The sequence below is a fragment of the Saccharibacillus kuerlensis DSM 22868 genome (assembly GCF_000378145.1).
Classification (GTDB): Bacteria; Bacillota; Bacilli; order Paenibacillales; family Paenibacillaceae; genus Saccharibacillus; species Saccharibacillus kuerlensis.
On sequence record NZ_KB899297.1, the window covers coordinates 24,053 to 50,611 of the forward strand.

Annotated in this window: 29 protein-coding genes; 7 read left to right on the plus strand and 22 right to left on the minus strand. The window is 49.2% G+C overall.

Annotated features, from left to right (window positions below; all coding sequences use genetic code 11):
* Positions 1–173: 173 nt before the first annotated feature.
* Positions 174–1,403 (plus strand): serine/threonine transporter SstT, encoded by a 1,230-nt coding sequence (gene sstT, locus F456_RS0116620; protein WP_018978181.1) that lies wholly within the window; start codon positions 174–176, stop codon positions 1,401–1,403.
* Positions 1,404–1,517: 114 nt separating this feature from the next.
* Here sstT and F456_RS0116625 read toward each other — a convergent pair whose 3' ends face one another.
* Positions 1,518–2,258, minus strand: coding sequence for a histidine phosphatase family protein (locus F456_RS0116625; protein ID WP_018978182.1), 741 nt, complete (start codon positions 2,256–2,258; stop codon positions 1,518–1,520).
* 37 nt (positions 2,259–2,295) lie between these two features.
* Positions 2,296–3,045, minus strand: coding sequence for a spermidine synthase (locus F456_RS0116630; protein ID WP_018978183.1), 750 nt, complete (start codon positions 3,043–3,045; stop codon positions 2,296–2,298).
* A gap of 189 nt (positions 3,046–3,234) precedes the next feature.
* Here F456_RS0116630 and F456_RS0116635 point away from each other — a divergent pair, with 189 nt between their 5' ends.
* Both F456_RS0116635 and F456_RS0116640 read left to right on the plus strand, forming a co-directional pair.
* Positions 3,235–3,825 (plus strand): TetR/AcrR family transcriptional regulator, encoded by a 591-nt coding sequence (locus F456_RS0116635; RefSeq protein ID WP_018978184.1) that lies wholly within the window; start codon positions 3,235–3,237, stop codon positions 3,823–3,825.
* A 56-nt stretch (positions 3,826–3,881) separates the two neighbouring features.
* Complete coding sequence (locus F456_RS0116640) at positions 3,882–5,114, plus strand: MFS transporter (protein ID WP_018978185.1); 1,233 nt, start codon at positions 3,882–3,884, stop codon at positions 5,112–5,114.
* Between the two features lie 83 nt (positions 5,115–5,197).
* Here the strand turns inward: F456_RS0116640 and F456_RS0116645 are convergent, their stop codons facing one another.
* The 12 genes from F456_RS0116645 to F456_RS0116705 all read right to left on the minus strand — a co-directional run bounded on the left by F456_RS0116645 (position 5,198) and on the right by F456_RS0116705 (position 17,689).
* Positions 5,198–6,121, minus strand: a complete 924-nt coding sequence (locus F456_RS0116645) for a cation diffusion facilitator family transporter (RefSeq protein ID WP_018978186.1) — start codon at positions 6,119–6,121, stop codon at positions 5,198–5,200.
* Positions 6,122–6,665: 544 nt separating this feature from the next.
* Positions 6,666–7,670, minus strand: a complete 1,005-nt coding sequence (gene glpX, locus F456_RS0116650) for a class II fructose-bisphosphatase (protein WP_018978187.1) — start codon at positions 7,668–7,670, stop codon at positions 6,666–6,668.
* 225 nt (positions 7,671–7,895) lie between these two features.
* Complete coding sequence (locus tag F456_RS0116655; RefSeq protein WP_018978188.1) at positions 7,896–8,699, minus strand: pyruvate, water dikinase regulatory protein; 804 nt, start codon at positions 8,697–8,699, stop codon at positions 7,896–7,898.
* Between the two features lie 18 nt (positions 8,700–8,717).
* Complete coding sequence (locus F456_RS0116660; RefSeq protein ID WP_018978189.1) at positions 8,718–9,359, minus strand: helix-turn-helix transcriptional regulator; 642 nt, start codon at positions 9,357–9,359, stop codon at positions 8,718–8,720.
* A gap of 402 nt (positions 9,360–9,761) precedes the next feature.
* The gene (locus F456_RS0116665; RefSeq protein ID WP_018978190.1) at positions 9,762–10,868 is read right to left on the minus strand and encodes an acyltransferase family protein; all 1,107 of its coding nucleotides are present in this window, start codon (positions 10,866–10,868) and stop codon (positions 9,762–9,764) included.
* 264 nt (positions 10,869–11,132) lie between these two features.
* Positions 11,133–11,531, minus strand: coding sequence for a hypothetical protein (locus F456_RS0116670; protein WP_157060122.1), 399 nt, complete (start codon positions 11,529–11,531; stop codon positions 11,133–11,135).
* Between the two features lie 201 nt (positions 11,532–11,732).
* The gene (locus F456_RS0116675; RefSeq protein ID WP_018978192.1) at positions 11,733–12,968 is read right to left on the minus strand and encodes a Bcr/CflA family efflux MFS transporter; all 1,236 of its coding nucleotides are present in this window, start codon (positions 12,966–12,968) and stop codon (positions 11,733–11,735) included.
* A 169-nt stretch (positions 12,969–13,137) separates the two neighbouring features.
* Positions 13,138–13,617: a hypothetical protein gene (locus F456_RS0116680; RefSeq protein ID WP_018978193.1), complete on the minus strand. Its 480-nt coding sequence runs from the start codon at positions 13,615–13,617 to the stop codon at positions 13,138–13,140.
* 99 nt (positions 13,618–13,716) lie between these two features.
* On the minus strand, positions 13,717–14,475 hold the full coding sequence (locus F456_RS0116685) for an ABC transporter permease (protein ID WP_018978194.1): 759 nt from the start codon (positions 14,473–14,475) through the stop codon (positions 13,717–13,719).
* Positions 14,468–15,367, minus strand: coding sequence for an ABC transporter ATP-binding protein (locus F456_RS0116690; protein ID WP_018978195.1), 900 nt, complete (start codon positions 15,365–15,367; stop codon positions 14,468–14,470). Before F456_RS0116690 ends, F456_RS0116685 begins: the two co-directional genes overlap by 8 nt.
* A gap of 304 nt (positions 15,368–15,671) precedes the next feature.
* Positions 15,672–16,394 (minus strand): LytR/AlgR family response regulator transcription factor, encoded by a 723-nt coding sequence (locus F456_RS0116700; RefSeq protein ID WP_018978197.1) that lies wholly within the window; start codon positions 16,392–16,394, stop codon positions 15,672–15,674.
* Between the two features lie 11 nt (positions 16,395–16,405).
* On the minus strand, positions 16,406–17,689 hold the full coding sequence (locus F456_RS0116705) for a sensor histidine kinase (RefSeq protein WP_018978198.1): 1,284 nt from the start codon (positions 17,687–17,689) through the stop codon (positions 16,406–16,408).
* 214 nt (positions 17,690–17,903) lie between these two features.
* Between F456_RS0116705 and F456_RS0116715 the strand changes: the two genes are divergently transcribed.
* Complete coding sequence (locus F456_RS0116715) at positions 17,904–18,110, plus strand: DUF2536 family protein (RefSeq protein ID WP_018978200.1); 207 nt, start codon at positions 17,904–17,906, stop codon at positions 18,108–18,110.
* Between the two features lie 137 nt (positions 18,111–18,247).
* On the opposite strand, the gene pnuC is transcribed toward F456_RS0116715, so the two are convergent.
* The 4 genes from pnuC to F456_RS0116735 all read right to left on the minus strand — a co-directional run bounded on the left by pnuC (position 18,248) and on the right by F456_RS0116735 (position 20,616).
* Positions 18,248–19,003, minus strand: a complete 756-nt coding sequence (gene pnuC / locus F456_RS22885) for a nicotinamide riboside transporter PnuC (protein WP_018978201.1) — start codon at positions 19,001–19,003, stop codon at positions 18,248–18,250.
* Between the two features lie 150 nt (positions 19,004–19,153).
* A complete protein-coding gene (locus F456_RS24385; RefSeq protein WP_157060123.1) occupies positions 19,154–19,405 on the minus strand; it encodes a hypothetical protein in 252 nt (83 codons plus the stop codon).
* Between the two features lie 59 nt (positions 19,406–19,464).
* Positions 19,465–20,034: an SF0329 family protein gene (locus tag F456_RS0116730; RefSeq protein WP_018978203.1), complete on the minus strand. Its 570-nt coding sequence runs from the start codon at positions 20,032–20,034 to the stop codon at positions 19,465–19,467.
* A gap of 39 nt (positions 20,035–20,073) precedes the next feature.
* Entirely contained in the window at positions 20,074–20,616 is a 543-nt protein-coding gene (locus F456_RS0116735) for a recombinase family protein (protein WP_018978204.1), read from the minus strand.
* 206 nt (positions 20,617–20,822) lie between these two features.
* Here F456_RS0116735 and F456_RS0116740 point away from each other — a divergent pair, with 206 nt between their 5' ends.
* The 3 genes from F456_RS0116740 to F456_RS0116750 all read left to right on the plus strand — a co-directional run bounded on the left by F456_RS0116740 (position 20,823) and on the right by F456_RS0116750 (position 23,366).
* A complete protein-coding gene (locus F456_RS0116740; RefSeq protein ID WP_018978205.1) occupies positions 20,823–22,283 on the plus strand; it encodes a SulP family inorganic anion transporter in 1,461 nt (486 codons plus the stop codon).
* 21 nt (positions 22,284–22,304) lie between these two features.
* Complete coding sequence (locus F456_RS0116745) at positions 22,305–22,724, plus strand: universal stress protein (protein WP_018978206.1); 420 nt, start codon at positions 22,305–22,307, stop codon at positions 22,722–22,724.
* A 114-nt stretch (positions 22,725–22,838) separates the two neighbouring features.
* A complete protein-coding gene (locus F456_RS0116750) occupies positions 22,839–23,366 on the plus strand; it encodes an NUDIX domain-containing protein (protein ID WP_018978207.1) in 528 nt (175 codons plus the stop codon).
* Between the two features lie 39 nt (positions 23,367–23,405).
* On the opposite strand, the gene paiA is transcribed toward F456_RS0116750, so the two are convergent.
* The 4 genes from paiA to F456_RS0116770 all read right to left on the minus strand — a co-directional run bounded on the left by paiA (position 23,406) and on the right by F456_RS0116770 (position 26,542).
* Positions 23,406–23,924, minus strand: a complete 519-nt coding sequence (paiA, locus tag F456_RS0116755; RefSeq protein ID WP_018978208.1) for a spermidine/spermine N(1)-acetyltransferase — start codon at positions 23,922–23,924, stop codon at positions 23,406–23,408.
* Positions 23,925–23,948: 24 nt separating this feature from the next.
* On the minus strand, positions 23,949–24,401 hold the full coding sequence (locus tag F456_RS0116760; protein ID WP_018978209.1) for a MarR family winged helix-turn-helix transcriptional regulator: 453 nt from the start codon (positions 24,399–24,401) through the stop codon (positions 23,949–23,951).
* Positions 24,402–24,791: 390 nt separating this feature from the next.
* On the minus strand, positions 24,792–25,658 hold the full coding sequence (locus tag F456_RS0116765; RefSeq protein ID WP_018978210.1) for a carbohydrate ABC transporter permease: 867 nt from the start codon (positions 25,656–25,658) through the stop codon (positions 24,792–24,794).
* On the minus strand, positions 25,655–26,542 hold the full coding sequence (locus tag F456_RS0116770) for a carbohydrate ABC transporter permease (RefSeq protein WP_018978211.1): 888 nt from the start codon (positions 26,540–26,542) through the stop codon (positions 25,655–25,657). Before F456_RS0116770 ends, F456_RS0116765 begins: the two co-directional genes overlap by 4 nt.
* Between the last annotated feature and the right edge of the window lie 17 nt (positions 26,543–26,559).

Consider the following 26,559-nt stretch of genomic DNA (forward strand, 5'->3'; position numbering starts at 1 on the left):
GAGAAGTTTTAACGGTGCAAAAGTAACGGACTGCGAAAAATCGCCATGAAAATTTTCAAAGGCATGCATACACCAACGCTTTTGTGTGGTAAACTGTCACAAATATATGCCGCTTGCCGACTATGCAAGCGACAACGCGGCCTTATTGCACTATTCGATTTCGGAGGGAACTTATGCGTACATTGTTCGTAAAATGGAATCAACTCAGTCTAGTCAAACGAATTCTGATCGGCATGATTGTCGGCATCATCTTGGCCCTTGTCATTCCCGGCGCGACCGGCATTTCACTGCTGGGATCGCTCTTCGTCGGCGCACTGAAAGCTGTTGCTCCGATTCTCGTTCTATGCCTTGTTACGGCGGCCCTGTCGAGACATCGCCAGGGACAGCAGACCAATATGAAGTCGATCGTCGTGCTGTACGCTGTAGGAACTTTCCTGGCGGGACTGACTGCCGTCATCGTCAGCTTCCTGTTCCCGGTCAGCTTGTCGCTTGTGACAACTTCCGAAGAGTTGAGTCCACCGCAGGGCATTGCCGAAGTGCTGCAGACCCTGCTGCTGAAAATTGTCGACAATCCGGTTAACGCCCTGATCGGCGCCAATTATATCAGCATTCTCGCTTGGGCTATTCTGCTGGGTATCGCTCTACGCCATGCCAAAGAAGGCGTTAAAGAAGTGGTGAGCAGCCTGTCCGATGCCCTGACACGGATCGTCAGATGGATCATCAATCTGGCACCGTTCGGTGTTCTGGGTCTTGTATTCGAGGCGATCACGACAAATGGACTCGAGTCGCTGCTGGATTACGGAAGACTGCTGATTCTGCTGGTCGGCTGCATGCTGTTCATGGCCCTGGTCGTTAATCCGCTGATTGTTTACCTCAAGACTCGCAGCAATCCGTACCCACTGGTATTCGCCTGCCTTGGAGAGAGCGGAATTACGGCATTCTTCACACGCAGTTCAGCAGCCAACATTCCGGTCAATATGAGATTGTCCGAGAAGCTGGGACTGGATAAAGAAACGTACTCCGTCTCCATTCCGCTTGGTGCCACGATCAATATGGGCGGTGCGGCGATCACAATCTCTATCCTGACGCTGGCGGCAGCTCATACACTCGGCATTCATGTAGACTTCGGTACAGCGCTTTTGCTCAGCCTACTCTCTACGGTAGCTGCAGCCGGCGCTTCCGGCGTACCGGGAGGCTCGCTCCTGCTGATCCCGCTGGCCTGCAGCCTGTTCGGCATTCCGAACGAGATTGCCATTCAGGTTGTAGCTGTCGGCTTCATCATCAGTGTGCTGCAGGATTCCTGTGAGACGGCGCTGAATTCCTCGACGGACGTGCTGTTTACCGCAGCCGCCGACCGTGCACGCAAACGCAAGGACGGCGTGATCAAAGCAGGACAAGCTTAATCACGGTAAATTTATTATGTAATAACAAAAAGAGCTTCGGAAGATTCCCTTCCGAAGCTCTTAAACTTTCAAAATCTCAATTACCGATAAAACCTCCGCCTTCGTCATGAAGAGCTACTCCCGGTAATGCGAAGTATCTCCATGCAGCTCTACCCGCATCCCGTCCGCATCGTATACAATCTTACACAGACTGGTCGACTCCAGTACCGGCGGCTGCCAAATTTCGGAAATCGGTCTCTGCCGGAACGCCGTCATCAGCAGATTGAGACTTGCCGCGTGGGTTACGACCAGCACGCTCCGGCCATGATTTTCGTTCAGGATACGTTCAATCGCTGGCACAACCCGATTTCCCAATTGCACAAAAGATTCCCCGTTGTCCGCCGGCTCATACAGATGCGGTCGGCTCCAGAACGTATCGTAAGCATCCGGTTCAGCAGCTCTAATCTCGTCGGCTCTTTGTCCTTCCCAGCCGCCCAAGTGAATCTCGCGCAGTTCGTCATCTGTCCGGATCTCAATCATTCTGCCGCCGCGCAAAATTTCGGCTGTCCGCACTGCCCGGGGACTTGAACTAGAATAGATGACATCCAGCGGCTTGTCCGCCAATGACTCGGCCAGCCAGCGGGCATGCAGCTCTCCCTTTTCCGTCAGCGGCGAGTCCATCCGTCCCTGCAGACGCCCTTCCTGATTCCAAAGCGTTTGACCGTGCCGCGTCAAATACAGCGTCGTGACCGGAGCTTTCCCGTCTGCCGGCCGGCTTCTTTTTGCGCGTGCGGCGCTCCGTCTGCCTTCTTCCGACTCTCCGGCGTAACTGCGTTCCTTGTCGAGCCGTTGATTATATTCCCGATTATATTCCATTATGTATATTCACTCCCTACTCAGTTCTGGAACGGCCTCAGCCGAACATACTATCTTCCAGCACTGTTCCGTATTCCGGTTCAGATTCTTCGAATCCCGCCATTTTTCGTATTTTCGCTTCAATGGGCCTTTTCCCTCCGACTAGAATCCGATTCATCGGATCCCGCGGATCTTCCTGCCGCAGCCCGAAAGCCCGTACATGGGGGAAAACGTCCGCAAGCGTCGCGTAAATCGCCTCCGTCTTTGCGTCGCGGCGTCCCTGCCCGAACACGTTCAGCAGCAGAACACCTTGTTCATCCAACTTTCGATGGGCTGTAAGAAAGCACTCCCGAGTAAACAGATGCCACGGCGTACCTTTCTCCGTAAAAGCATCCAGCACTATATAATCCAATAAACCGTCCGACTCGCGTTCCAACGAATCCCGACCATCCCCAATCTCTACATCGGCACCGACATATCCGAAATAGTTCCGACTGAGCTTGACAATTGCCGCGCTGATCTCAGCCGTTTTCACCGAACGATCCGCAAAATGTCCCGAAACCGTACCGATTCCGTGTCCGATTACGAATGCCCGTTCAAAAGAGAGATTATTCTGTTCCATCAAATGCACAATCGCTCTCGGATATTCCAATACAATGCGAGAAGGATTTTCCAGATCCATCGCGCCCTGTACATCTCCATTGGAGAATTGAAGAATACGAAAGCATCCTTTTTCCCCATACAGCTCATTCGTATCGTAAACCGCAATCTCACTTTCCCGCTCCCGTTCCCGGTACAGCAGTTCCATACTTCGTCTTCCTTCCTGCAAAAACCAAACCCGGACTTTCGTCCGCGCTTTCAAGTTTTACTTATTGTAAAGGATATAATGTCCCTACGCAAAATTCGGAACAATTCGGTACGCATTCGTTTATTGCTTTTTTCCACACATCCGTGTTAAGATACTGAACGAATGTTCAGGATTCAGGGGGATGGTATTTTGAATAAAAAACAGCTGCAGAGCGAACAAACCCGCAAGCGCGTCGCCGACGCCGCGCGTCAATTGTTTGTGCAGAAAGGATATAAAGCAACTTCGATTGAAGACATTACAGATGCGACAGGAAGCAGCAAAGGCAATATCTATTACCACTTCAAGAGCAAGGAAGGCTTATTCATCTATCTGCTTGACGAGTGGGATCGGGACTGGATTGCCAAGTGGCAGGAGAAAGAGCATCACTATACATCCGCTGCGGAGAAAATGTACGGATTCGCTGAACAGATGGTTCGCGAAGACCTGAATCATCCGCTGACCAAAGCCGTGGACGAATTTTTTGTCGGCGATGACAAAACGTCCGATATCGAGGAACGGCTGGCCGAGATGGTCGCCAATCATATCTCGTTCAACCGCAGCTTGATCCAGCAGGGAATCGACAGCGGCGAGTTCAAACCAGGCGATGCCGAAGGCTTGGCCTATGTACTGGAAGCACTCGTGATCGGACTCAGCCAAGTGTCGCGCCGTGCGAGTCTGCAGCAGGCGCTGGATACGTACCGGCTGGCGATCGACGTGTTCCTGCACGGGATTGCGACATAAATCAGCAGCATAAAATCAATTTCTTTCTCAACCGATAATCTTGGAGGATGTCCATCATGACTTTAATGCTTCGCAACCGAGCCGCCTTGCTGCTGCTCATGTTCAATATTTTCCTCGTCTTTACCGGGATTGGCTTGGTTGTTCCGATTATGCCGACTTACATGAATACGCTGAATATCGGCGGCGTCATCGTCGGTCTGCTTGTCGCTACGTTCTCCGTCTCGCAGTTGATCTGCTCGCCGATCGCCGGTCGACTGTCCGATCGACTCGGCCGCAAAAAGATCATTATCGCCGGCATGCTGATCTTCGCCGTATCGGAATTTCTGTTCGGCCTTGCCAATGCGCCTTGGCTGCTGTTCGTCTCCCGTATCCTCGGCGGCGTCGGTGCCGCATTGATTATGCCGGCCGTTATGGCCTACACGGCAGACATTACGTCCGACGAAGAACGTGCCAAAGGCATGGGCTTTATCAATGCCGCGATCACAACAGGCTTTATTATCGGCCCGGGCATCGGCGGCTTCCTCGCCGAATTTGGCATTCGCGTACCCTTCTTCGCAGCCGGTATAGCTGCGCTGCTCTCCGGCATCGTTACGCTGCTTGTGCTTCCGGAATCGCTCAGTCATGAGCGCAGAGCGGAGATTGCTGCAGCGGCATCCGGCAAACGCGACAGTCTGCTGAAACAGCTGATGACGTCGTATCGAACGCCGTATTTCCTCAGCCTGGTTATTGTGTTCGTCAGCGCATTCGGACTGGCTAACTATGAGACTGTATTCGGATTGTTCGTCGATCACAAGTTCGGCTTCACTGCGCGCGACATCGCCATCATTATCACGTTTGGCTCTATCGCCGGCGCAGTCGTGCAGGCGACCGTATTCGGCTGGCTGCTCAACCGCTTCGGCGAGCAGCGGGTCATCTCCATCTGTCTGGCCGCCGCCGCCGTATTCGTGCTGATGACGCTCTTCGTACACCAATATTGGTTGATCGTCACCGTCACATTTATTGTCTTCTTGGCGATCGATATTTTACGGCCGGCGATCGGTACGCAGATTTCCCGCCGTGCGGGCGATCAGCAGGGCTTTGCAGCCGGTCTGAACTCCGCTTACACCAGCCTTGGCAATATTGCCGGACCGATCGTTGCGGGATCGCTGTTTGATGTTAACATCAATTATCCGTACGCAGCGGCAGCGATCGTCCTGTTCCTCTGCTTCCTGCTGGTGCTTTACGTTGCCCGCAGCGACCGCAGAAGGGCCAAAGCTCTGGCCGGACCTCAAGCGGTCAAACACTTGTAAGATAGCTTCTGCGTTTGTTATCCAAATTCGAAAGCGAGTTTGGAGACAAGGTTGAATACAAAAAAGGACTTCGTTTCTCCGCGTCAAGGCGGTGACTCGAGGTCCTTTTTGATTGATTTTTCAGGTTTAATTTCAGGTTCAATCTTAGGTTCCACATGTACACTGACAAAGTGAATACCGTGCTTCTCCTTCATCTCCGCTTCAATCAAATCGGCAATATCATGCCCTTCAACAATGGTCAATTCTCTGGGTACCTCAACGACCACATCAAGTACAGTCTGACTTCCGCTTACCCGGGCTTTGAGTTCACGCACAGTCTCCACTCGGTCGATCCGCGCGATCGTCTGTCGAATGATCGCCAATTCTTTTTCATCGAAACCGTCGGTCAAGCGGTGCAGCGAGTCGCGCAGAATTTCCCAAGCCGTCTTGCAGATAATCAATCCTACGACAAATGCCGTAACCACATCCAGCCAAGGCATTTGCAGCTGCGAACCGAGAATGCCTACTGCCGCGCCCAAGCTGACCAGCGCATCCGAGAGATTGTCTTTGGCGGCCGCCATCAGCGCTTGGCTGCCTGTGCGGTTCGCCAGATCGCGGTTGTAGCGATAGACGCCGTACATGGCGATCGCGCTGAATAGGGCGACTCCGGCTGCCCAGACGTGCGGCGCTTCCTGACTCCCTGCGGACAATGTCCGGGCTGCGCCGAGCAGCACTTCAATTCCGATAAAAGCCATGATGACAGATGCGATCAACGCCGCTACTGTTTCCGCACGGAAATGACCGTATGCATGATCCGCATCCGGCGGCTTGCGCGAAATCCGAAGTCCGATCAGCACGGCGATCGAAGCTACGATGTCGGTCAAGTTATTTAATCCGTCCGCACGAAGCGCGCTGGACAGAAACAGATATCCGATGGTCAGCTTGAGTGCAGATAGAATGATATAGGCAAATATACTGACCCACGCTCCGCGCTCGCCTTCTTTGATTCTGTCGTAGATATCGACCATTGCGATGCCTCCAGCTTGTGTATTTCCGGAACGCTGTCCATCATAACAAGCCGGCTTGCAGTGGGTCTAGAGAAACATTATAGCCGCAGGGGAACGTTGTAAGCCCCGTGAAATAGTCTGTTGGCAGCTAAACTTTGTTGACTGCGGGCAAGATTATGTGATTTCCAGACATATTGCAGATATTCTAACGAATCCTTGTCACGCTATTCACTCTCCAGAGAGCTTATATAAATTCTAACGAATCGTGATCACGCTATTTGAATCAAATTGTCTATAATTAAACGAGTTTTCAGTGAATAGAGTGATGAGGATTCGTTATATTTTAAAAAAGGCCAAAATATCGTGAATAGCGATATCAGGATTCGTTAGCTTTTTAAAAACCGCGGATTGCCGAATTTCAGCATACGACCGAATCGAATTTCTTAGTCTGCATCCCCGCTTCATTCGGGATCAGACTTTCAAAACCAATAGAGCTCCGCCATGTCGGCGGAGCTCTGAATGTATGGAAGCGGAAAGGTTCGCTAACCCCGTCCAGTGAAACAAATTACAGCGAAACCGCTTGTCCGATAGCCGGAATTTCCGGCAGACCCGCCGGGAACTGCTTCAGCGGCAGGTAATGCATGCTGCGGATGTAGCGGACGGTGCGGCTGCTGGCCCGCATGATGACAGAGTGCGTCTCGGCGCGGTCCTTGCCGATCATGCGGACGCCGTCGAGGAATTCACCGCTTGTGACGCCCGTCGCCGCGAACAGCACGTCGCCCGTGCCAGCCATATCCGCCAGCGTCAGTACCCGGGACGGATCTACAATCCCCATCGAGATGCAGCGCTGCCATTCGACCGGTCCATCCGGCAGCAGCCGTCCCTGCATGTCGCCGCCTAAGCATCTCATTGCCGCCGCAGCGAGAACGCCTTCCGGCGCACCGCCGGAGCCGAGGTACAGATCGACGCCGCTGTCCGGAAGAGCTGCGGCAATTGCACCGGCTACATCGCCGTGACCGAGCAGCTTGATCCGCACGCCGGCCGCTCTCAGTCGGGAGATGAGATCCGAATGGCGCTCTCGTTCCAGTACCATGACCGTTAGGTCGGACAACGCCCGGCCGGTATAATGCGCAGCCTTCTGCAGCGTCAGCTCGACCGGATCGTTCAAGCAGAGCTTACCAGCCAATTCGGGACCGCAGGCCAGCTTTTCCATGTAAATATCAGGTGCATGCAGCAGGCTGCCTCTCTCCGCGATGGCAATAACCGCCTGTGCATTGTGCAGACCGGCCGCTACCACTTCCGTGCCTTCCAACGGATCAACAGCAACGTCCACTTCCGGCCCTTCCTTAGTGCCTACCTTCTCACCGATGTACAGCATTGGAGCGTCGTCCATTTCACCTTCGCCGATTACGACCGTACCGTCGATGGAGACAGAATCGAACATCGAACGGATTGCGGTTGTTGCCGCATCGTCCGCCGCATTTTTGTCCCCTCTGCCGACCCACTTTGCTGCCGCCAATGCTCCAAGTTCCGTTACTCGTACAATTTCCAGGGTCAATTCACGTTCCATTTCCAATCCCCTCCATTCGATTCGTCGGGCGCCTTACGGCCGGGATATGCAGACAAGCCAAGTAAGCTGATTTGTCGATTATGTACACTTCCCGATTCCCGCGTTAAAGCTTATAGATATCGAAAACACCAGATACTGCTGGAAGGCGTCTTCGAGTTCCATCATCGGTCCTTTGTTTCTTTTTGCCTGCCAAACGCTTATTTCGCTTCTATGTGCAAACTATGGTTACAGCTTGCCGAGGATCAGACTTGCCGTTTCCTCGATCGCTTTGTCCGTGATATCGACGACCAGGCAGCCCAGCCGTGTATACAATGCTTCGGCGTATTCCAACTCTTCCTTAATTCGCTCAATACTGTCGTATTGGGAACCGACCGGAAGACCCAAAGCCTTCAGACGCTCGGACCGAACCTTCAGCATGGCCTCCGGCGCGATCGTCAGACCGACCAAGCGCTCTCTCGGTAGCCCCAGCAGCTGCTGCGGAGGCGCGATCTCCGGCACAACCGGATAATTGACGACTTTCTTGCCCCGGTGAGCGAGGAAAATGCCCAGCGGCGTCTTCGACGTCCGTGAAATGCCCATCAGTACAATATCGGCTTTCAGCATTGCTCCGAGGTCACGTCCATCGTCGCTGGCTACTGTGAATTCGATCGCTTCCATCCGCCGGAAATAGTTGTCGTCCATTCGGCGCAGTACCCCTGGACGACGAGTCGGCGGCGCTCCGCTGAACGTATCGATAAATGCCTGCATCATGGGGCCCATAATGTCCACGACCCGCACGTCCAGTCTTACCGCTTCCTCACGGATTGTCTCGCGCAGTTCCGGCTGAACGAGCGTATAGGCGACGAAGCCTCTGTGCTCGGCCGCTTCTTCCATCAGCTGCCTCAGCTCTTCTTCATGCCGGACGTTGCCATAGCGCTTGATCGAGACTTCCCTGTGTTCAAACTGATGGATAACGGCCTGCACGACGGCTTCCGCCGTATCGCCGACCGAGTCCGAACAAATCGTAATAAATGGTGTGGCTTGTTCCATCGTCTACGTATCCCCCCGTTATCCCGTCGTTTCGATATCGAGAAGAAGCTGGACGATGGCCGTCTTCGTCAGACGTCCTACGATAGCCGGCCTGCCGCCCGCTTCTTCCGGGCCGGCGTCGATCACCGGCAAACTGTCTACCTCGTGCATAATCATCTTGTGCGCCGCTTCCAGCACTGATTCATCCGGCGATGTCGTCACAACTTTTGGAATACGAGTCATGACCATGCTGACCGGCATAGAAGCCGAAGCGGAATTCCCCAATGTGACTTTCAGGAAGTCTTTGCGTGATGCAACACCGGTAAGTCTTCCCTCTCCGTCACAAATGATCAGTGTGCCCACATTTTGCAAAAAGAGCGTTACGACCGCGTCCTGAATGGTCGTCGTCTCCCTGATAATAATGGGTACGGTTTGAATGTCCTTCACCTTGGCATCCCTCATCCGGTCGCTGCCATTTTCGCCGCCCGCAGCTTTTCGGCCGGGAAAATATCCGACTTTTGGCTTGGCATCGATATACTCCAGCATTACCAGCAGCGACAGATCCGACCGGATCGTCGGCCTGGACAATCCCAGACCCTCGGCGATCTGTTCTCCGGTAATAGGGGCCTGCTTTTTAACAACATCAACAATCTTCAACTGTCTTGCCGTCAATTCGATCACGGCTACCCTCCGATTTCTTGCTTTCGCTTCAAGTTACGGTTCTCAATCGCTGTACCGCAATTGTCCACCGCCTCTGCGTAAACATATAATACGACATTTATTGGTGAATTGAAACATATATGACGTACTATTGGGTCATTATTTTTACTTATAGATGTGTTAAGAAGCAATTATAGCTGATTTCACACGCATTTAAGCATCCTGATTTTGCATTATGTCATACTCTTGCACAGTAAAAATGCGACCTATTCTGACTCTAACAAAAAAAGCGCACCTTAGAGGTACGCTTTTTAGAATGCGTTTTTTAAACCATAACTTTAAAGCACTTTTTCGAAACACCCTTTTCTCTTTCATGTCCCCACATACTTGATATGACATACCTGCTGCCGAAACTTCAATCCGTTATAAAGGTGCTCTTTTTCTTCTTACAAATAGATTGACTTCCGTTCCAGTTTGACTGCTGCCTGTCCGTCCCAATATATACTTTCCGAATGGAAGCTTATTGACCAACAGAACTGTTGCAATTGAAGAAATCAAAGCCGTGATAAACAGAAGCGGGATTTTCCAGTATCCGATATCCGCTGCGCTATCGATAAAGACTCTATATACGATCAGATAAAAATAGTGAATGAGATAAATTCCGAACGAGCAGCGATCGATTAGACTCAGAAGTCTTGATCTTATTTTCCACTTGGATGCGGCCAGGAACAGAAGCAAAATCAGCGAGATGCTCAAAGGAATCATATCCGCACGTTTGGAGTTGAAATGAAGCAGCGTGAAGTTCAAGGAATTCATGTAAGTCAGCAGAGCAAGGGAAGCGAGAACGAACAGAATGATCCATACTTGGAACTTCTTAATCTTCGCCAAGAACCCTTTATAATCCCTTCCCCAACAGTACGCCAAACAAAAATAGAAAAACCAGCCGAAGAAAGGAACCCAATATCCTCTATCCCAGATGAATGGAATCAAAAAGCGATCGGACGGAGGTTCAATGAAATTGAAGATCGCCAGATAAGCCACATTGATCGCCAGCGAGACAGGAAGAATAACCTTTGCCGGGACCCGGGACAAAAACTTAGTGAAGAGCCGGTGAAGGATATAAAATTGAAAAATGACCAACACGAACCATCCGTGATATCCCCCGATAAAATTCAACACAAGAACGTGAGGGAGCCGCGCGAGATTGTCATAATGCGAAAGGATCGCGTACAAGACAGCCATACACGCAAAAGGAAGCAGAATTAAAAGCAGCCTTTTCTTGTAAAAATCTTTTGGAAGAACATTCGGATAAGAATGAGCCAGCAGCAGTTCAGAAATAAACACAAAAGCAGGCGTACCAAAGGATAGAATACCAGCGATCGTCAGTAAAACATAATCTACGGATGTCGAGCCTTCCTCCATGCCAAAACCGACAGTAAAATGAATCGCGTGCAAAAGAACAATACTTAGACAGGCAATCACTCTCACTGTACTTACTTCTTGTATGTATCCCTTTTTCAGCTCACTCATGCATTCACCCTCCTTCATTTTAACCCCCTCCGACACTATAACAGAAACTACATACAGAGTTGGGATCTTTTCCTGAAAATTCATAAAATTTTTCTTTAAGCAAGCAAATTTCTGAATCTCTATCATTCACATAACAAAAAGGCATCCTCACGGATGCCTCTCTGCGATATTTTTATTTCCTATATCAATAGGAGTATTATATGATCTATTTTTCGCAGGCTGCCTACAGCTTGAACTTCTCTACCAATCGGGCCAACGTCTCGATCACCTGCTTTGAAGAGCATCAGCCTTCTTGCGGATTAAGCCCACAACAATTTGCGTACGTTTGCGTAGGTTACGGATAATCAGTACACCGATTACGGCGGATACCGCCAACGCAGCTGTCAGGCCAATCCAGATTACCTGCTGCATTTTCTGCTGGTAAGCTTGGCTTTCCTCGGTAATATCGACACTGTACTCGTCGAGAATCTCTTCGAGTTCATTAATCACGTTTCTCGCCGATTCGAAAGAGGCTACCGACTCGCTGTCTGAGCTATTTTTCCAAGCTGCAAAATATACTTTGAAATCGTCGAACAGCTCAAACGCGGTCCTACCGGAATTTGGATGCTTGTAGTTTTCAAAGCGCTCCGGATGCGTCTTCATGATCGCTTCCGCTTCTAACACCCGTTCCTCCGTCTGAACAATATTCTCGTCATAATCCGCCGTCAGTTTAAGAGGTGTGTTATTTTCAACTGAACAGAGTGAATACTCAAAATTATAGCGAAATCCACGCAAAAACGCCGGATTCAACGTATGAAGACGTTGAATCCGGCGTTCTTCTCAAATTGCGGTTTATGCTGGAATGAGGATCGGATGATAAAGCAATCAGGACGGATTTGCCGTAGTTTCTCCTTCGGCTGTCCGAGGCTTCCCTCCGCCTGTCATCACGAAGAATGCCAATGCGCCGAGCAGTGCTGTTCCGAACAGAATGGCTCCCATCGGAATCGGCGTCGTCTCATCCAGTCCGACAAGCGGAGATACGAGGGCACCGATCAGCAGCGGGAACAGGCCGAGTACGGCGCTGGCACTGCCTGCACGGTGACCCTGACGTGCAATTGCCAGCGTAAAGGTGCTCGTTGCGGTAATACCGATTGTGATCATATAGATGAACAGCGGCACGACAATGGTGAACAGCGGACCCTGAACAATCGAAGATATCAGCAGCAGGAACGTTGCGCTTGCCGCCATAATAACGCCGATCCGCAGCAGATTGCGCTCAGGTACAATGCTGCTGAAGCGTCCAATGATAAAGCTGCCGGTAATAATCGCGATTCCGTTAATCCCGAACAGAATACTGAATACCTGCGGCGATACCCCGTAGATCTCTTGATAGACGAACGGTGTGCCTGCCACATAGGCAAAGCTGCCCCCGTGGATAAATCCCAGTGTCAGAGCGTAACCCATGAATGACTTGTCCCGCATCAGGCTGCCCATTGTACGAAGCGAATGCCCAATAGAGCTCGGCTGTCTTTTTTCCGGCGGCAGTGTCTCCTTAAGCTTGAAACCGACCGTCAGCAGAATCAGGAAGCCCAGCAGCGCGAGCACATAGAAAATAGTATGCCAGCTTGATCCCGGAATCAGCAGTACCGCTCCGCCAATAATCGGGGCGAGCAGCGGAGCGACTGCATTGATGACCATCAGCAGCGAGAAAAACTGCGTCAGTTCGCGGCCGCTGAACACGTCGCGCACGACGGCCCGGGACAGTACGATCCCCCCGGAAGCAGTGAGGCCCTGCAGAAATCTGGCGGCAATCAGCATCTCGATACTTGTCGACAGCGCGCACATGACGGACGATACGGCGAACAGCAGCAGCGAGATCAGCAGCGGACCACGCCGTCCGCGAGCATCGCTGATTGGCCCGACGATAATCTGTCCGATGGCCAGGCCAATCAGACATGAGGTCAGACTGGACTGAACAAGCGACGCCTGCGCACCGAGGTCGGCTGCGATACCCGGAAAGCTCGGCAGATACATATCGATGTTGAGCGGACCCAGAATGCCTAGTGTGGACAGCAGCAGAGCCAGTCCAAGGCGCTCTCGGCCTGTAGGATTTTGCAGCATGAATGAAAGGTCTCCTTTTTATGTAGCGAACGATGAATGAACATAGATGGAATTGTATAAGGCATGGTAGGTGGTGTCAATGCCAAACCAGGAATTGAAGCACCAAAGAAGCCCGACAGCTGTAGGCTATCCGACTTCTCTTATGTGCCTTGATCCGGACGCCGCTCACTCAGGTCATCCCTATAGCATCGCTGCGCACAGCTGCTGCTCCGATTTGAAGCGAGACGATCCGCAGGATTCGAACCCGCCCTTTCCCGAAAAAAGCTTCTTTATTTTTCAGCGAGTGATATCGTATCCTCTTGCGCTTTAATACCTGCAGCAGTTCGGCATATAGACGTGCAGCTTCGGCTGTTAAAACACCAGGTTCTCCTGTAACGAGAAGCAAAATATACTGCGACCTTCGATCTGGTAAATCTAATTGTGGCAGCTCGTAAATGTGAATGGCATTCCGATCGGCTGAGCGAATAAAAGCTTTACTGTCATTCAAAAACAGGAACCGGAGCGAGCCTGTATTTGGATAGTCCCGCTCATGCTCTGCTGCCGCTTTGAACAGCAGAAATAAGGTGTCGTCCGAGAAAGCTCCCTGGCTTAGGTGTTCAAAAAAACACAAATCCAGCTTCGCAAGTTTTTTTCCAAACAGTTCTTCCACCTGACTCCTCCTTCTCTGCAGCTTCATAAAGATGAGTTAACAGGCCCGAGCTTTCAAAACCTATCCATCTTCTTCATGTTCAAGCCTAGATGAGCAGTCTTACTTGAGCCCTCTGCTTTTCCTCTGAACACCAATACCCGCTGCGACAAACGCCATTGAAACACCAATCAGAATGATAGCTTCTTTCCCGTAATCCAACAGGTTCCCATTCCCTGACCATAGTCCCCGCATCATCTCCAGACCATATACAATGGGATTGAAGATGTAGACAAATTCTCGCAGGAAGTTCGGAAACATTTCTGGAGGAAAGGTCAGTCCACCCAAAAAAATTTGGAAGTAGAAGATAAGCTGGGACACTCCCTGATAGGTAACACTCTTATGGATTAACGATGTTAGAAAATAAGTGAGCGCAAACTGATACAAATTAATAAGCAGAAAGGCAGCCGCAAGATTGGGTAGGCTGGCGTAAGGAATCTCCACTTGTTTGACGACTGCTGCAAAACCGACCAGCAGTACGGATGCGGCAATCTGAAACAAGAAAGTTGCGATATATAATCCGGACGAGACTGTCAAACCGGAAATGCCAAGCAGCTTGAATTTCAGCAGGTTGCCTTGTTCTTTGTAGAGCATGAAGGTCTGTCCGTAAATCACCAATACTCCATTCACGATGATAATTGGAATATAGGCAGGAACAAGCAGCTCGGTTAGCGACATGCCTCCGCCCACTCTGTAACCATCCAGCAGATTGCTGAAAATGAAAAACATGGCGATTGGAAGCGAGAATCCGAGAATAAGGCTCTTGGCATTCCGCATCAGCAGCTTGATTTGGTAGCCCGAGAGAGCAATCAGGTTATCCATGTGAGATCTCCCCATTCTTTACTAATTTGTAGCCCAGCATGTTCAAGAAGGCATCCTCAAACGTATAATTTCTGATAGCAATATCATAGCCGCCTAACTGCTTCACCTGCCGGTAAACCTCTTCTTCCGCCTCCTCCTTGTACCGAATGCACAGGAGGTTTCCACTGCTCGACAGCTCACTGCCAAAACGCTCCCTGAACACTTCGCGATCATGGGTTCGAAATTCGATTTTTTTCGCCGCTTCAAACTCCTCCCGAATGATCGAGGATACATCGCCAATTCGGCTGATTCGCCCCTTGTCCAGAATGACAACGCGGTCCGCTAAATATTCTACTTCATCGAGAAAGTGACTGGTCAAAATGATTGTTACTCCCTTCTCTTCGTTCAGCTGCTTAACGTAGTCCCAAATCTGGCGGCGAGCCATAGAGTCGAGTCCTGTTGACAGTTCGTCAAAAATAATGAGCTCCGGCTCTCCAATCAGAGTCAATAAAATTGACAGCTTCTGCCGTTGGCCGCCGGACAGATTCTTCACATACATATTGCGGCAGGCAGCAATATCGAATGTCTGCAGCAGCTGGTCGAGATCGACACGGCTTTTCAATATTTTCCGGTACAGCTTGCACACTTCATAAACTTTCGCTTCGCTCTCATAAGAAGAAGACTGCATCTGATAGCCAACCTTCTTGTATAAATCTTTCTGGTCGAAACCGTACTCAATTCGGCCTTCGTAATCGACAATATTCATGATGGAATTAATCAGCGTCGTCTTGCCGGCGCCATTATGTCCCAGCACGGCAACGATACTGCCCGTTTCCACTGTGAAATGGATGTCTTGAAGAGCCTGCTTGTTTCCATACTTTTTCGAGAGTCCTTCCAGTTTGATCATGTTCATCAGGGACTGCCTCCGCTTCTTGAATTTCTTCTGCTCGTGATTTCAGTATAGAGCGCCCCGTTTATTCCCACCGATTTTGATCACAAAATCGTTGATTCTTGTCAGAATCGTCGCATTTTTCTTTTCTTGAACGTTTGCGATATCAGAATCGTCAGGGAGATGCCGATAAAAGCAAAAAAGCATACAAAAAAACCGCCTTGCTTCCGGAATTCGGAGGCAGGCGGTTTCTTCCTTTGCGGCAGTGTGTCTATAATATACATTCCTTGGAAATTACATCTCACAGGATCAATTACTTCTCACAGGATCAATCCAGCCCTTTAAGCGCTCGAACCGAGACCAAACAAATCTCTTCATTAACCATTTCAATCTCTCTTTTGACTCGGTCGATACTTTTGATATTGTTTTTGTTCACGACATAAGACTTATGGCAGCGGTAAAAGCTGCCGCCTAGCTCTTCCAGTTCCTTGATCGACCCGTAAAATTCCAGCTGGCTGTTGTCCATATGCAAAATAATTTTGTGCGGAACGCTGGACGATTCGAAAAACATAATGTCCTGATAATCAATAGAACGGGTCTTTTCGCCGACCTTGATCTTGAATCGACGAGGCTGCGCCCCTCCGTCAATCAAATGACGTTTGCAAGCCACGACCATACATTCTCTCACTTTGCGCTCGATCTCGTCCGAACGATCTTTAATGATGTAGTCCATTGCTTCCACTTTGTAGATGAACGTTAAATAAGACAACTCTCCATGCGTAGTAACGAACACAATTTTGCCGGAATTGTCACGTTCACGAATCTCCGAAGCCAACGCAATACCGGACATTTCATGCTTCAGATCAACGTCGAGAAAATATAGTCCCGTCGTCTTCGGATGCCGATCCAAATAATCCAGCACGGAAGTCGGATCACCGGTCGTATGCACCAATTCCATATCAAGCGCCTCGATCATTATATGGTCGGCGACAATTTTCTCCAACCTTTCACGCTGCTTGGAATCATCTTCGCATATGAATACGGAAAGCATACTATCACCTTCTAAATATAATTAATGACAAGAATCTGTTTGAACTGTCCACTCTCCACTATGGTCTCGGAAATTACATTCGGAAGCTTTCCAACCAACTCCGTTAAGCTCGCCAGCCCTAACCCTCTACCCGGTCCTTTAGTGGAAAATCCGTTCTCTTTCAGTTTGTGCACGCGGGGAATATCCGGTCGGCAGCTGTTTTGCACAATAATATGCAGCGCCTTCTGATCTTTGACAAACCCTACTTGCAGACTTCCGCTTCTGCTTTCCTGAAGCTCTTCGATCGCGTTGTCCAGCAAAATGCCCAAAGCCCGGACCATAGCAACCGAATCGACAGGGATGCAGTCAATCTCTTCCCTCGCCTCGAATGTCGCGTCAATGCCCAGCTCCTGGGCCCGGATCAACTTGGAAGCAATAATGCTTTTGATTTCCTTGACTTGGATTCGGCTCAGATCCTCCAACTTGAAATCATTGCTTTCCAAATGCTGTGAAGCTTGTTTTAACTTTTCTCGATAATACTTTTTCAATCCGTCGAAATCCTCCTCTTGAATGAAGGCTTCGAGCGAAGATAAAATGTTTTGATGATCGTGTCTAAATTTGCGAATCTCGGTATACTGCTGCTCAAGTTCATATGTATAACTCTGCATAGCATCATATTCAATTTCTTTTTGTTTGTTCTCATAAGATTTACGAAGCGACTTGGAGTAAATATAAAAAGCAAGGAGAGCGATCAGCAGATATACGATAAAAAAGAACAGGTTAAGCTGAATTAATTCGATAGTTTCACCAATATAGGCGCTCAAGTAAATGCATAGGTAATATACGATGACTGTCAATACACCCAAATACACGATCAGCTTTTTAAGTTTATCGTCCATTTCTCCTTTTCGGATAGCAAGCTGCTTCAGGCGGCGTATGCCAATGCTGCCCCCAATCGAAAAAAGAGTCAGCAGGACCGCATAGAGCATGAAAAAAGAATCACTCCCGTTGGGAAACAACAGAGCGTCTTCGAACAGCGTAATTACTGGATCGCTTAAAAGAATCAGAATTGTTCCGTATGACAGCCCGCCCAGTACATGCAGAGGACGGCGTTCGTGCACATTCAAAATCAAAAAAGCAGTCGTCAGTATCAATATTGAAATGTAGACGCCAAACCAATGGTAAGAAAAAGCGAATAACAGCCCTGTGATCAGGGTAACCCCCAGCTGCTTCCATGATAAATACTTCCCTTTATTAATAATCTGCGCACTGGATACGACAAGCAGCATTTGAAGGGTCCCAACGAATAGCATCATATGTAATCATTCCTTTGGTGCAGGTAATAATTGTAGTTTATCACTTTTTATTCAGATCTCCCATCTTCTCTTCCACTTTTCTATTCCGCCGCATGGTTTAGCCATTTATACGAAGTCTTAGCTTGGATCTTGCCCGCATCAGCAAGCTCGTCTACAATAAAAGACTGCAGCGCCTGCTGCATGATCAATGGCCGCATAGGAGGCGTAACGGAACATGGATCTCATTCTCGATAATATTAAAGATAAAGTGGAATGCCTACAGGCTTACGACTTCAATGAGCTGGAACGCGCTATCGAAATGCGAATCGAAGTGAACAAAGCGCTGATGCTCCGTGTGAAGAACGTTCAGCATCAGGTGACTTTCGATCCGCTGCGCAGCAAGATGCTGTACAGCGCTGTGGTTCAATTTGCTGCGGGGTAACTTGAAAAAGGACTATGCGTAAAGCACAGTCCTTTTTCATGTTCGTCCGTTTATCGATCGCGCTCCCTCAGCTGTGATCGCATAACTGTCGCAAAATTCGGTTCACCCTTTTTTTCTTAAATTCTCTTCGAATTCGATTATACCGTCCCCTGAGCTTCTTTCGCCCGTGTCGCGTTCTGCAGCCGCTGCCAGTTCAATGCCCCGTATACGGAGTTGAACAGGTAAGCGACGTACATGACGACAAGACCATAATCCGTGCTGTCCTGCAGGATCACGACGCGGACCCACAAAATGATCGAAAGCACGTTGACGATGACCCACAGCCACCACTGCTCCTTGAAGCGGAATACCATGAGCAGCTGCGCCGTTACCGACAGCACGACTGTAAGGCCGTCCAGATAAGGCTGGTGGCTGTCCAAAGAAACCAGCAGCTGCGCATACGCCAACCATCCGATCACAATGACCACGGTAAGCCATACATACTGCAGCGCCTTTAACCCTTTGGCTTTGACTACGGAAACTTCTTCCGTTTTCTCGGATACGCTGCCGCCTTTACCGTATTTCTCCTTCATCATGTGCCTGCTCCATATGTAGAACCCGATGAACTGGATAGCGAGATAGAACCAATTCAGCATGAACTCGCCCATCAGATTCCATTGGTAAGCCAGGATCAAATAGGTACTGACCTGCACAAGCCCGAACGCGTAGTTGCTGATTTTGCCTTTTGCCACGAATGTCACGCAGAGAATGCCTGTAAAGCCGGATACAAAACTGAGCCAGTTATCCGGATTCAGTGCGAATACGATAATTTGAATCGCCAGAAAGGCCAAGATGTATGCGGCTTCAAATGTGGTCCAACCGGAAAACAGTTCTCTTCTTAATCTCGCTGCCATTCCAATTCCTCCGTATTCTCACTGTTCTGATTGGATGTTCATCCGTTCCTTTTAATGTATGCGGTTCATATTCCAGATGCAACCGCAACCCAGAAAAGTTCGCATAAAAAAGAACTTAAACCGATCCGGTCCAAGTTCTTACTTTGTTGATTACTTCTCCATACGACTTAATCTTTTAGAAGTTAACAAGAATCCAATTCCAGAAAGAAGTGCTGTTGTAGCACCGATGATAGCTGCAATTCCAATATCTCCATACATCATACTGCCCATCAAAATTGCAAGCACTCCAAAAATGATCAAAATAATGCCTATTATTTTCAACCCATCCGCCTCTTTCTCTTTATAATTGTTCCATGCTTTTCCAAATGAATCAATTATATAAAGATTAGTCGTAATGGTCAATCGCTAACTACTTTCGAGGAAACTTAATTCAATTTGAGATTCAGCAGGGATCCTCTATCTTACATCGTGCGCCGACGCAGCTCATGAAAATACTGCACGATCGGATGCTTCAATTTGATCGTCTCTGACATGTTCAGGATGCGCTTTTTCCCGACCCGCTTGTCTACCAGAGCCAGCACGTTCAGCAGAATATCTCGGCTCTCCAGATTTTCTTCGATCGAAGTCGAGAGAAATTTGTTAGCCGTCACGACGAAGTTCGATTTGGTTAGCGCCGCTTGGGCAGCCATCATCTCTTTGGCATGTTCCGTCGATTTCCGGCTTACAGCCATCACTTTCAGTCGATCTTCAGGAATAGGGCCTTTAGCGCTCTGCCTGACGGCGTCGATCTCTGCCTCCGTGACCGGGATTTCAATCATCGAATCGTTCTTGATCTCGATTTCGCTTTGATACCACTTTATAAAACTATTTTTGTCGCTCATATTGAGGATGTTTTTCTTGTCGACCGCGATATGGCAGGTGCCTGCTTTGTCGGCGACATAACGGTAACTGGTCGAGCGGTATTCTACGGTTCCTTTTAACGCAGGAGCGAGAAAGCTCTCCAGCTGCTGCTGCAATTTACTCCAGGACATAAGTGCCCTCCTATGTTTCATTAAAATGTGAATGAGTCGTCAATTCTCCAAATACCGATACAGGGTCGTCTTGCTGATCCCCGTTTGTTCTTTGATCTGCGCTAGACTGTACTGCTTGCTCTCATACATCTGGATCGCCTTCTTAACGTTATCGTCCAACTTACGCGGTCTGCCTACCTTGGCTCCTCTTTGTTTCGCTTCGTACATGCCTCTGATTGTATTTTCTCTTACGATATCCTGCTGCAAATTCAATAAAGAGTGCGCGTTGGCGCGAAACTGCCGACCAGCCGCAATTTGGGTATCGATCTCCTCGCCTATTGAAAACAGATAAGCCCCTTTTTGATCCAAATCGTCCAGCACCTCAATCAGATGCCGGGTCGAATCCGCCAACACAAACAGCTTGGCAACGACCAGCGTATCCCCTTCCTGTAGTTGAAGAAGGGCGCTATCCAACGCAGTTCTTCTTTTCGCGGAAGCATGTTCTTCGATCATGTAAAAGTCACAGGGAACGGCCTGCAGCAGACGTGTCTGTTCCTTGCAGTCCGCATCTTCCTGATAAGGTCTCATATAACCGATTTTCATATTGAATTTCTCCTTGTTTCATAAAAGACATTAAAAATGTAAAAGATAATAAAACATAAAAGATAATAAAACAAAGCCAAAAAAGCACCAAAAAGGTTCCATTTAGGTTCGATGCGTGATAAGATCGTGTTGCTGATAACGGACCTGACTTTCATGAGAGTTGAAAGTCGACAAAATAAATCAAATAAGGAGTGTCGTACAAAACAATGAGTCAACTCAAAACAGAATGGTTCTCCAACGTCAAAGGAGACATCCTCGCGGGAATAGTCGTCGCGCTGGCCCTGATCCCCGAAGCGATCGCATTCTCGATTATCGCCGGAGTCGATCCCATGGTCGGGCTGTACGCCTCGTTCTGCATCGCGGTCATTACCGCCTTTATCGGCGGAAGACCGGGCATGATTTCTGCCGCTACCGGTGCAATGGCACTGCTGATGGTTCCGCTCGTACGGGATCACGGCTTACAATATTTGCTCGCGGCCACGCTGCTGACAGGCGTCATCCAATTCCTATTCGGCGTGCTGAAGATCGCCAAGCTGATGAAGTTTATTCCCAGAGCCGTCATGATCGGCTTCGTTAACGCACTGGCTATTTTGATCTTTTTGGCCCAAGTGCCTCATTTTGTCGGTATCTCTACGATAACATATGTACTCGTCGCGGTAACCCTTCTTATCGTGTATGGGCTGCCAAGATTTTTCAAAGCGATTCCGGCGCCTTTGATCGCAATCGTCGTGCTGACCGCGGTCGTAATCTTCGGCAGCATTCAAGTCGGAACGGTCGGCGATCTGGGCATCATTACGCAGTCCCTTCCTTCGTTCCTGATCCCCAACGTGCCGCTCAACTTGGAGACGCTGATGATTATTTTGCCTTTCTCCGTCTCGCTCGCTATCGTAGGCTTGGTGGAATCACTGCTGACCGCTTCGATTGTAGACGATATGACGGGAACCGGGAGCAACAAACATAAAGAAGCCCGCGGACAAGGCATTGCCAACTTCGTAACCGGCTTCTTCGGCGGCATGGCCGGCTGCGCGATGATCGGTCAATCCGTCATTAACGTCAAATCGGGCGGTCGGGGCAGACTTTCCACCTTGGTGGCCGGGGTATTCCTGATGTTCCTGATTCTTGTACTGGGCGGCATCGTCGTTCAGATTCCGATGCCGGTACTTGCCGGGATCATGATCATGGTTTCCATCGGCACCTTCGATTGGTCTTCCTTCTCTTATCTGCGCAAAGCGCCGCGAAGCGACGCTCTCGTCATGCTTGTCACAGTCGCGATTGTCATTATGACGGACAATCTCGCTCTGGGCGTGCTTGCCGGCGTGCTGCTCAGCGCTATTCTGTTCGCGGCGAAGATTTCCAGAATTCAGGTCGTCAAGCAGGAGTCTGGCGATACCATCATCTACGGTATCCAAGGTCAGCTGTTTTTCGCTTCCGTGGAAGAGTTCGTCGATCACTTTGATTTCAGCCTTGTGAACGCCAAAGTGGTATTGGACTTCTCGGAAGCTCATATTTGGGACGATTCCGGTGTAGGCGCGGTGGACAAAGTCATCATTAAATATCGAGCCGGCGGCAACGAAGTTGTGGTCAGAGGTCTTAATCCTTCCAGCGAAAAAATCATTAATAAACTCGCCGTTTATCATGATGCCAATGCCCAATTGAAGTCCCATTAATTCATTCAGGAGGAATGTGCCATGTATTCACACCTTTTGCTGGCTGCCGACGGGTCGAAAAATGCGCTGCGGGCCGCCCATGAAGCTTTGAAAATCGCTTCCGCCATGCCGGGATGCAAAATCGAGATTTTGTTTGTTATCGATAATTCCAAAGTTAAAGAAGAAGTTCTTCATTCGCAAAATCAGGAAGAGCGGGAGTACAAGCGGCATCAGAAACTGCTTCCGATCGAAGAAGTGTTTGCCGATCAAGGCATCCCGCATCATTTCACGACCATTCATGGAGATCCCGGCCCGGCTATTGTCGACTACGCCAAAAAGAACGAAATCGATCTGATTATTCTGGGCAGCCGCGGTCTGAACGCCCTACAGGAATTCGTGCTCGGCAGCGTCAGCCACAAGGTTGTCAAAAGGGCCTCCTGCCCGGTCATGATCGTCAAGTAACCTTTTTGCCTTTCGATCCCAACCATCCCCTTACCGCAGGAAGACCTTTGCTTCTCGCAAAGGTCTTTTCTATGTGATATAAACCATACAAACAGAAATCAGGAGGCATTATTCATGAAGTTGATCCAACAATTCATTCACCGCGACGTATCGTCGCTTGAAGGCAGAACGTTTGAGAGAAAAGCGGCCAGAGCCGTCATCATGCGCGGGTCCGATATTTTGCTGATTTATACAAAGCGCTATAACGACTACAGCTTTCCCGGCGGCGGTCTTGAAGCCGATGAAGACGAGTACGCCGGACTATGCCGGGAAGTGACTGAAGAAACCGGAGCTGTCGATGTCGAGATCGTAAGCGAGCTGGGTTATATCGAAGAGTACAGACCGCATTATAAAGACAACTATGATCTGATCCATATGCTTTCCTACTATTATGTTTGTTCAATCGGAGAACATCTGGGCGAAGCTTCGCCGGAAGATTACGAAATTGCTAACGGTTCATCCGCCGTATGGGTCGATCTGAACGAAGCTATCCGGTATAACCGGCGGGTGATCGCGGATCAAGAAGCTTCAATGGGATTTTCGATCGAACGGGAAACGTTGGTATTGGAACTGTTGGCATCCCCTGCTAACCTTCCCGTATAACTATTATTCACAAACAAATGTGCTAATCCGTGTTCAAACCTACTCCAATGTTTTGGTCATAATCAGGTCTACTTGTTCATCGTTGCCCATAAAGAACGAGTGGGAGCCTGTTTGGATAAAACCTTTTTTTTGATAAAACGCGATAGCATTTTCATTCGCTTCCCAAACGCCTAACCAAACCTTCTTTTTTTGCTGCTGCATCGCAATTTCGAAAGCTTTATTCAACAGCAGCTCACCAAGACCCAATTTTTGAAATTCCTTTCTTATATAAATCCGTTCAACTTCAAGCGATTCAATGCCCATGGCTTCTGTCTGGGCATTTTCGGTGTTGATTTTAAGATATCCGGAAACTTCTTCGTTGAAATAAACAAAATAGAACTGGGAAGAACGATTGGCCAACTCCCCTTCCAACTGCTTCAGGTTATATGCCTTTTCCAAATAAGCGTTGAGGTTTTCAGGAGAGTTCTGCTCTTGAAAAGTCTCGGCAAACGTTGCCGTACTGATGGCTTGGAGTTCCTGTAAGTCTGTTTGCGTACATTTTTTAATTATTGTCTTCATTATGAATTTGGCTCCTTTGGTCTTTTAATAACTCCGCTTGTTTCCCTTTTTTACAAACTCCCAGTCTTTCTCGATATTTCTCCGAATTCGCTGCAGCTGATCAAACACGTCTGCTTTTTCTTCTTCTGAAAAGCCTTGTAAAGCAATATGGTTGGAGTAGATGTTTTCTTTTTTGATGAAGGGATACACCTTTTCACTTTTAGCCGTTGGAAAAAGCCTCTTTATTTTTTTATTCTGAGCATCTTCTTTCTTTTCGATAAATCCATTTCTTTCTAACTTTTGGAGAGCACGTGTAGCGGTGGATCGATCAACTTTGATCATGTCCAGCAGCTGTTCCTGAATAATGCCCGGATTTTCGCAGATTCGAACCACATATAGATACTGTCCTTTGGTCAGGTCAAACTCTCTGAATTCGATATTACTGATGGAATCCAAGGCCCTTGCAATCATGCCTATTTCGCGCAGAATCTCTTTCATGAGTACCTCCTTCTAAAAATTTCATTGCAAACGAAAAACAGGATATATTTAATTTATTGTGTTTTTATTGAATTTGCAACAAAAATCAATGTTCGAAATTAACACTGCTTCATATATCGATGATACTCAGCAGCCACAACGGGATTATCAATCATATTCTTGATGTGGGCCATATCCAATGCCTCTTCAATCGAATATTCAAGTTGATGAACAAGCATAAGACTTCACAAAAAAAGACGCGAACTCATTCGCGTCTTTTTTCGTGTCTGTCTCATTTACTCCTTTACTCACTCCAAACCCCATCCCTTAAACAGTGCTTCAGCCTCCATATACACAGTCCGTAGGAACGATTATTTAGAGCCGGCAGCCAATCCCCTCTTTATCGCGAGATTACTTGACCGCTCCTTCTGTGACCCCTTTGATGAAGTATTTTTGCAGGAACAAGTACAGCACGACGATTGGAATAATCGAACCGAACACAGCAGGGAAGATCAATTCCCACGGGTTGCTGAACTGTCCGGCGAGCATCTTGGCATAGTACAGCTCAAGGGTCAGTGTTTTGTACTCCGCATTGCCCAGCACAAGGAACGGCAGCAGATAGTCGTTCCAGATCCAGAGCGCATTCAAGATAATGACCGTTACTGTAATCGGCTGCACCAGTGGGAATACGACTCGGAAAAAGAGGCTTCCGATGCTTGCGCCGTCGATCAGCGCCGCTTCTTCGAGCGCCAGCGGAACGCTGCGTATAAAGCCATGGTACAGAAATACCGACATGCCGAGTCCGAAACCTCCGTACATCAGAATGAGTCCCGGAATGTTCTTGAGACCGAATGATTCGAATTGATGAATAAGCGGATACATCAGCGATTGGAAAGGCACCAGCATGGCCGCCGTCAGAACGAGCAGCAGAATCCGGCTGCTGAGAGAATTGTTGCGCACAAGCATCCAGGACAGCAGCGAAGAGCAGAAAACGATCAGACCGACCGACAAAATGGTAATGCCTGCCGTAATCAGTGCTGCCTGAACAAAATGGATCTGGGTCAGTGCACTCGAGATATAGGCGAACGACCATTCCTTCGGCAGCGCCATCGGCTGGGCCACGATTGCTCCCTGGTCCTTAAACGAGTTGACGAACAGGAACAGCAGTGGAAACAGCGTGCACAGCGCAAGCAGAATTAGAGCGGCATACGCCGCAATTCTGCCTCCCGGAAGGCGGAGGGCTGGTTTGCGAACTTCAGGCGAAGCAGCGCGGATCATGCGTCCACCTCCTTTTTCTTCGTGATATAGACTTGAATCAGGCCGATGATAGCGACCAGAACGAAGAAGACAACAGCTTGAGCTTGTGCCTGACCGTAATCCGGCGGCTGCGTATAGCGGACAGTCCGCAGAATCTGCAGCGACAGCATCGACGTATTGAACGAGCCGTTTGTCAGCGCAACGTTCTGATCCAGCAGCTTCAGGCAGCTGGCCAGCGTCAGGAACAGCACGATCGTGATCGACGGCATGAGCATCGGCAGCGTAATATAACGGAACTTGGTCCAGGCATTCGCTCCGTCGAGCGAGCCCGCTTCATACAGATCACGCGGAATATTGTTCAGGCCGGCAACGAAGATGATCATCATGTAGCCCGCCATCTGCCAGGTCACCATAATGACGAGAGCAAACAGATTTTTTGTCGAGTCCTGAGTCATGTTGGTCAGAAATTCGATATTCAACCCGCCCTCGCCGAACATTCGGTTGAAGACATTTTGGAAAATAAACTGCCAGATAAACCCCAGCGCAAGTCCGCCCAGCAGATTCGGCAGGAAAAAGACGGTGCGGAACAGGGCAACGCGCTTCCCGGCATAATCGAGCAGCAGCGCCAGCAGCAGTCCCGCTGCGCTGATCGAGATCACCGCAAGTGCCGTAAATTCAAGCGTATACAGCAGGGCGTGCAGGAACTGACGGCTCTGGAAGATGCGCGTGTAATTGTCCAGCCCGACGAAGGAAGACCAAGCGCTTCCTCCGACGAAATAGGTGCCGCGCCATGACGTAAACGAATAGAACAAGCCAATCAGGAACGGCACCAGCACGACAGCGGCGAACAGGATCAAGCCTGGCAGCGCCAGAGGCCAAAACCATTTCTTGTAATAACCACTCATTTCAGCAGCCTCCCTAT

Bases quoted from the DNA above. Each gene is read 5' to 3' on its own strand.
- paiA (WP_018978208.1), bottom strand. From the start codon at position 23,924: ATGAAGACAATAATTAAAAAATGTACGCAAACAGACTTACAGGAACTC.
- F456_RS0116765 (WP_018978210.1), bottom strand. From the start codon at position 25,658: ATGATCCGCGCTGCTTCGCCTGAAGTTCGCAAACCAGCCCTCCGCCTT.
- F456_RS0116690 (WP_018978195.1), bottom strand. From the start codon at position 15,367: ATGAACATGATCAAACTGGAAGGACTCTCGAAAAAGTATGGAAACAAG.
- F456_RS0116700 (WP_018978197.1), bottom strand. From the start codon at position 16,394: ATGCTTTCCGTATTCATATGCGAAGATGATTCCAAGCAGCGTGAAAGG.
- F456_RS0116730 (WP_018978203.1), bottom strand. From the start codon at position 20,034: ATGTCCTGGAGTAAATTGCAGCAGCAGCTGGAGAGCTTTCTCGCTCCT.
- F456_RS0116770 (WP_018978211.1), bottom strand. From the start codon at position 26,542: ATGAGTGGTTATTACAAGAAATGGTTTTGGCCTCTGGCGCTGCCAGGC.
- glpX (WP_018978187.1), bottom strand. From the start codon at position 7,670: ATGGAACGTGAATTGACCCTGGAAATTGTACGAGTAACGGAACTTGGA.
- F456_RS0116630 (WP_018978183.1), bottom strand. From the start codon at position 3,045: ATGGAACTGCTGTACCGGGAACGGGAGCGGGAAAGTGAGATTGCGGTT.
- F456_RS0116685 (WP_018978194.1), bottom strand. From the start codon at position 14,475: ATGGATAACCTGATTGCTCTCTCGGGCTACCAAATCAAGCTGCTGATG.
- sstT (WP_018978181.1), top strand. From the start codon at position 174: ATGCGTACATTGTTCGTAAAATGGAATCAACTCAGTCTAGTCAAACGA.
- F456_RS0116745 (WP_018978206.1), top strand. From the start codon at position 22,305: ATGTATTCACACCTTTTGCTGGCTGCCGACGGGTCGAAAAATGCGCTG.
- F456_RS0116655 (WP_018978188.1), bottom strand. From the start codon at position 8,699: ATGGAACAAGCCACACCATTTATTACGATTTGTTCGGACTCGGTCGGC.
- pnuC (WP_018978201.1), bottom strand. From the start codon at position 19,003: ATGGCAGCGAGATTAAGAAGAGAACTGTTTTCCGGTTGGACCACATTT.
- F456_RS0116625 (WP_018978182.1), bottom strand. From the start codon at position 2,258: ATGGAATATAATCGGGAATATAATCAACGGCTCGACAAGGAACGCAGT.
- F456_RS0116645 (WP_018978186.1), bottom strand. From the start codon at position 6,121: ATGGTCGATATCTACGACAGAATCAAAGAAGGCGAGCGCGGAGCGTGG.
- F456_RS0116675 (WP_018978192.1), bottom strand. From the start codon at position 12,968: ATGCTGCAAAATCCTACAGGCCGAGAGCGCCTTGGACTGGCTCTGCTG.
- F456_RS0116665 (WP_018978190.1), bottom strand. From the start codon at position 10,868: ATGAGTGAGCTGAAAAAGGGATACATACAAGAAGTAAGTACAGTGAGA.
- F456_RS0116705 (WP_018978198.1), bottom strand. From the start codon at position 17,689: ATGATGCTATTCGTTGGGACCCTTCAAATGCTGCTTGTCGTATCCAGT.
- F456_RS0116735 (WP_018978204.1), bottom strand. From the start codon at position 20,616: ATGAAAATCGGTTATATGAGACCTTATCAGGAAGATGCGGACTGCAAG.
- F456_RS0116640 (WP_018978185.1), top strand. From the start codon at position 3,882: ATGACTTTAATGCTTCGCAACCGAGCCGCCTTGCTGCTGCTCATGTTC.
- F456_RS0116760 (WP_018978209.1), bottom strand. From the start codon at position 24,401: ATGAAAGAGATTCTGCGCGAAATAGGCATGATTGCAAGGGCCTTGGAT.
- F456_RS0116750 (WP_018978207.1), top strand. From the start codon at position 22,839: ATGAAGTTGATCCAACAATTCATTCACCGCGACGTATCGTCGCTTGAA.
- F456_RS0116715 (WP_018978200.1), top strand. From the start codon at position 17,904: ATGGATCTCATTCTCGATAATATTAAAGATAAAGTGGAATGCCTACAG.
- F456_RS0116740 (WP_018978205.1), top strand. From the start codon at position 20,823: ATGAGTCAACTCAAAACAGAATGGTTCTCCAACGTCAAAGGAGACATC.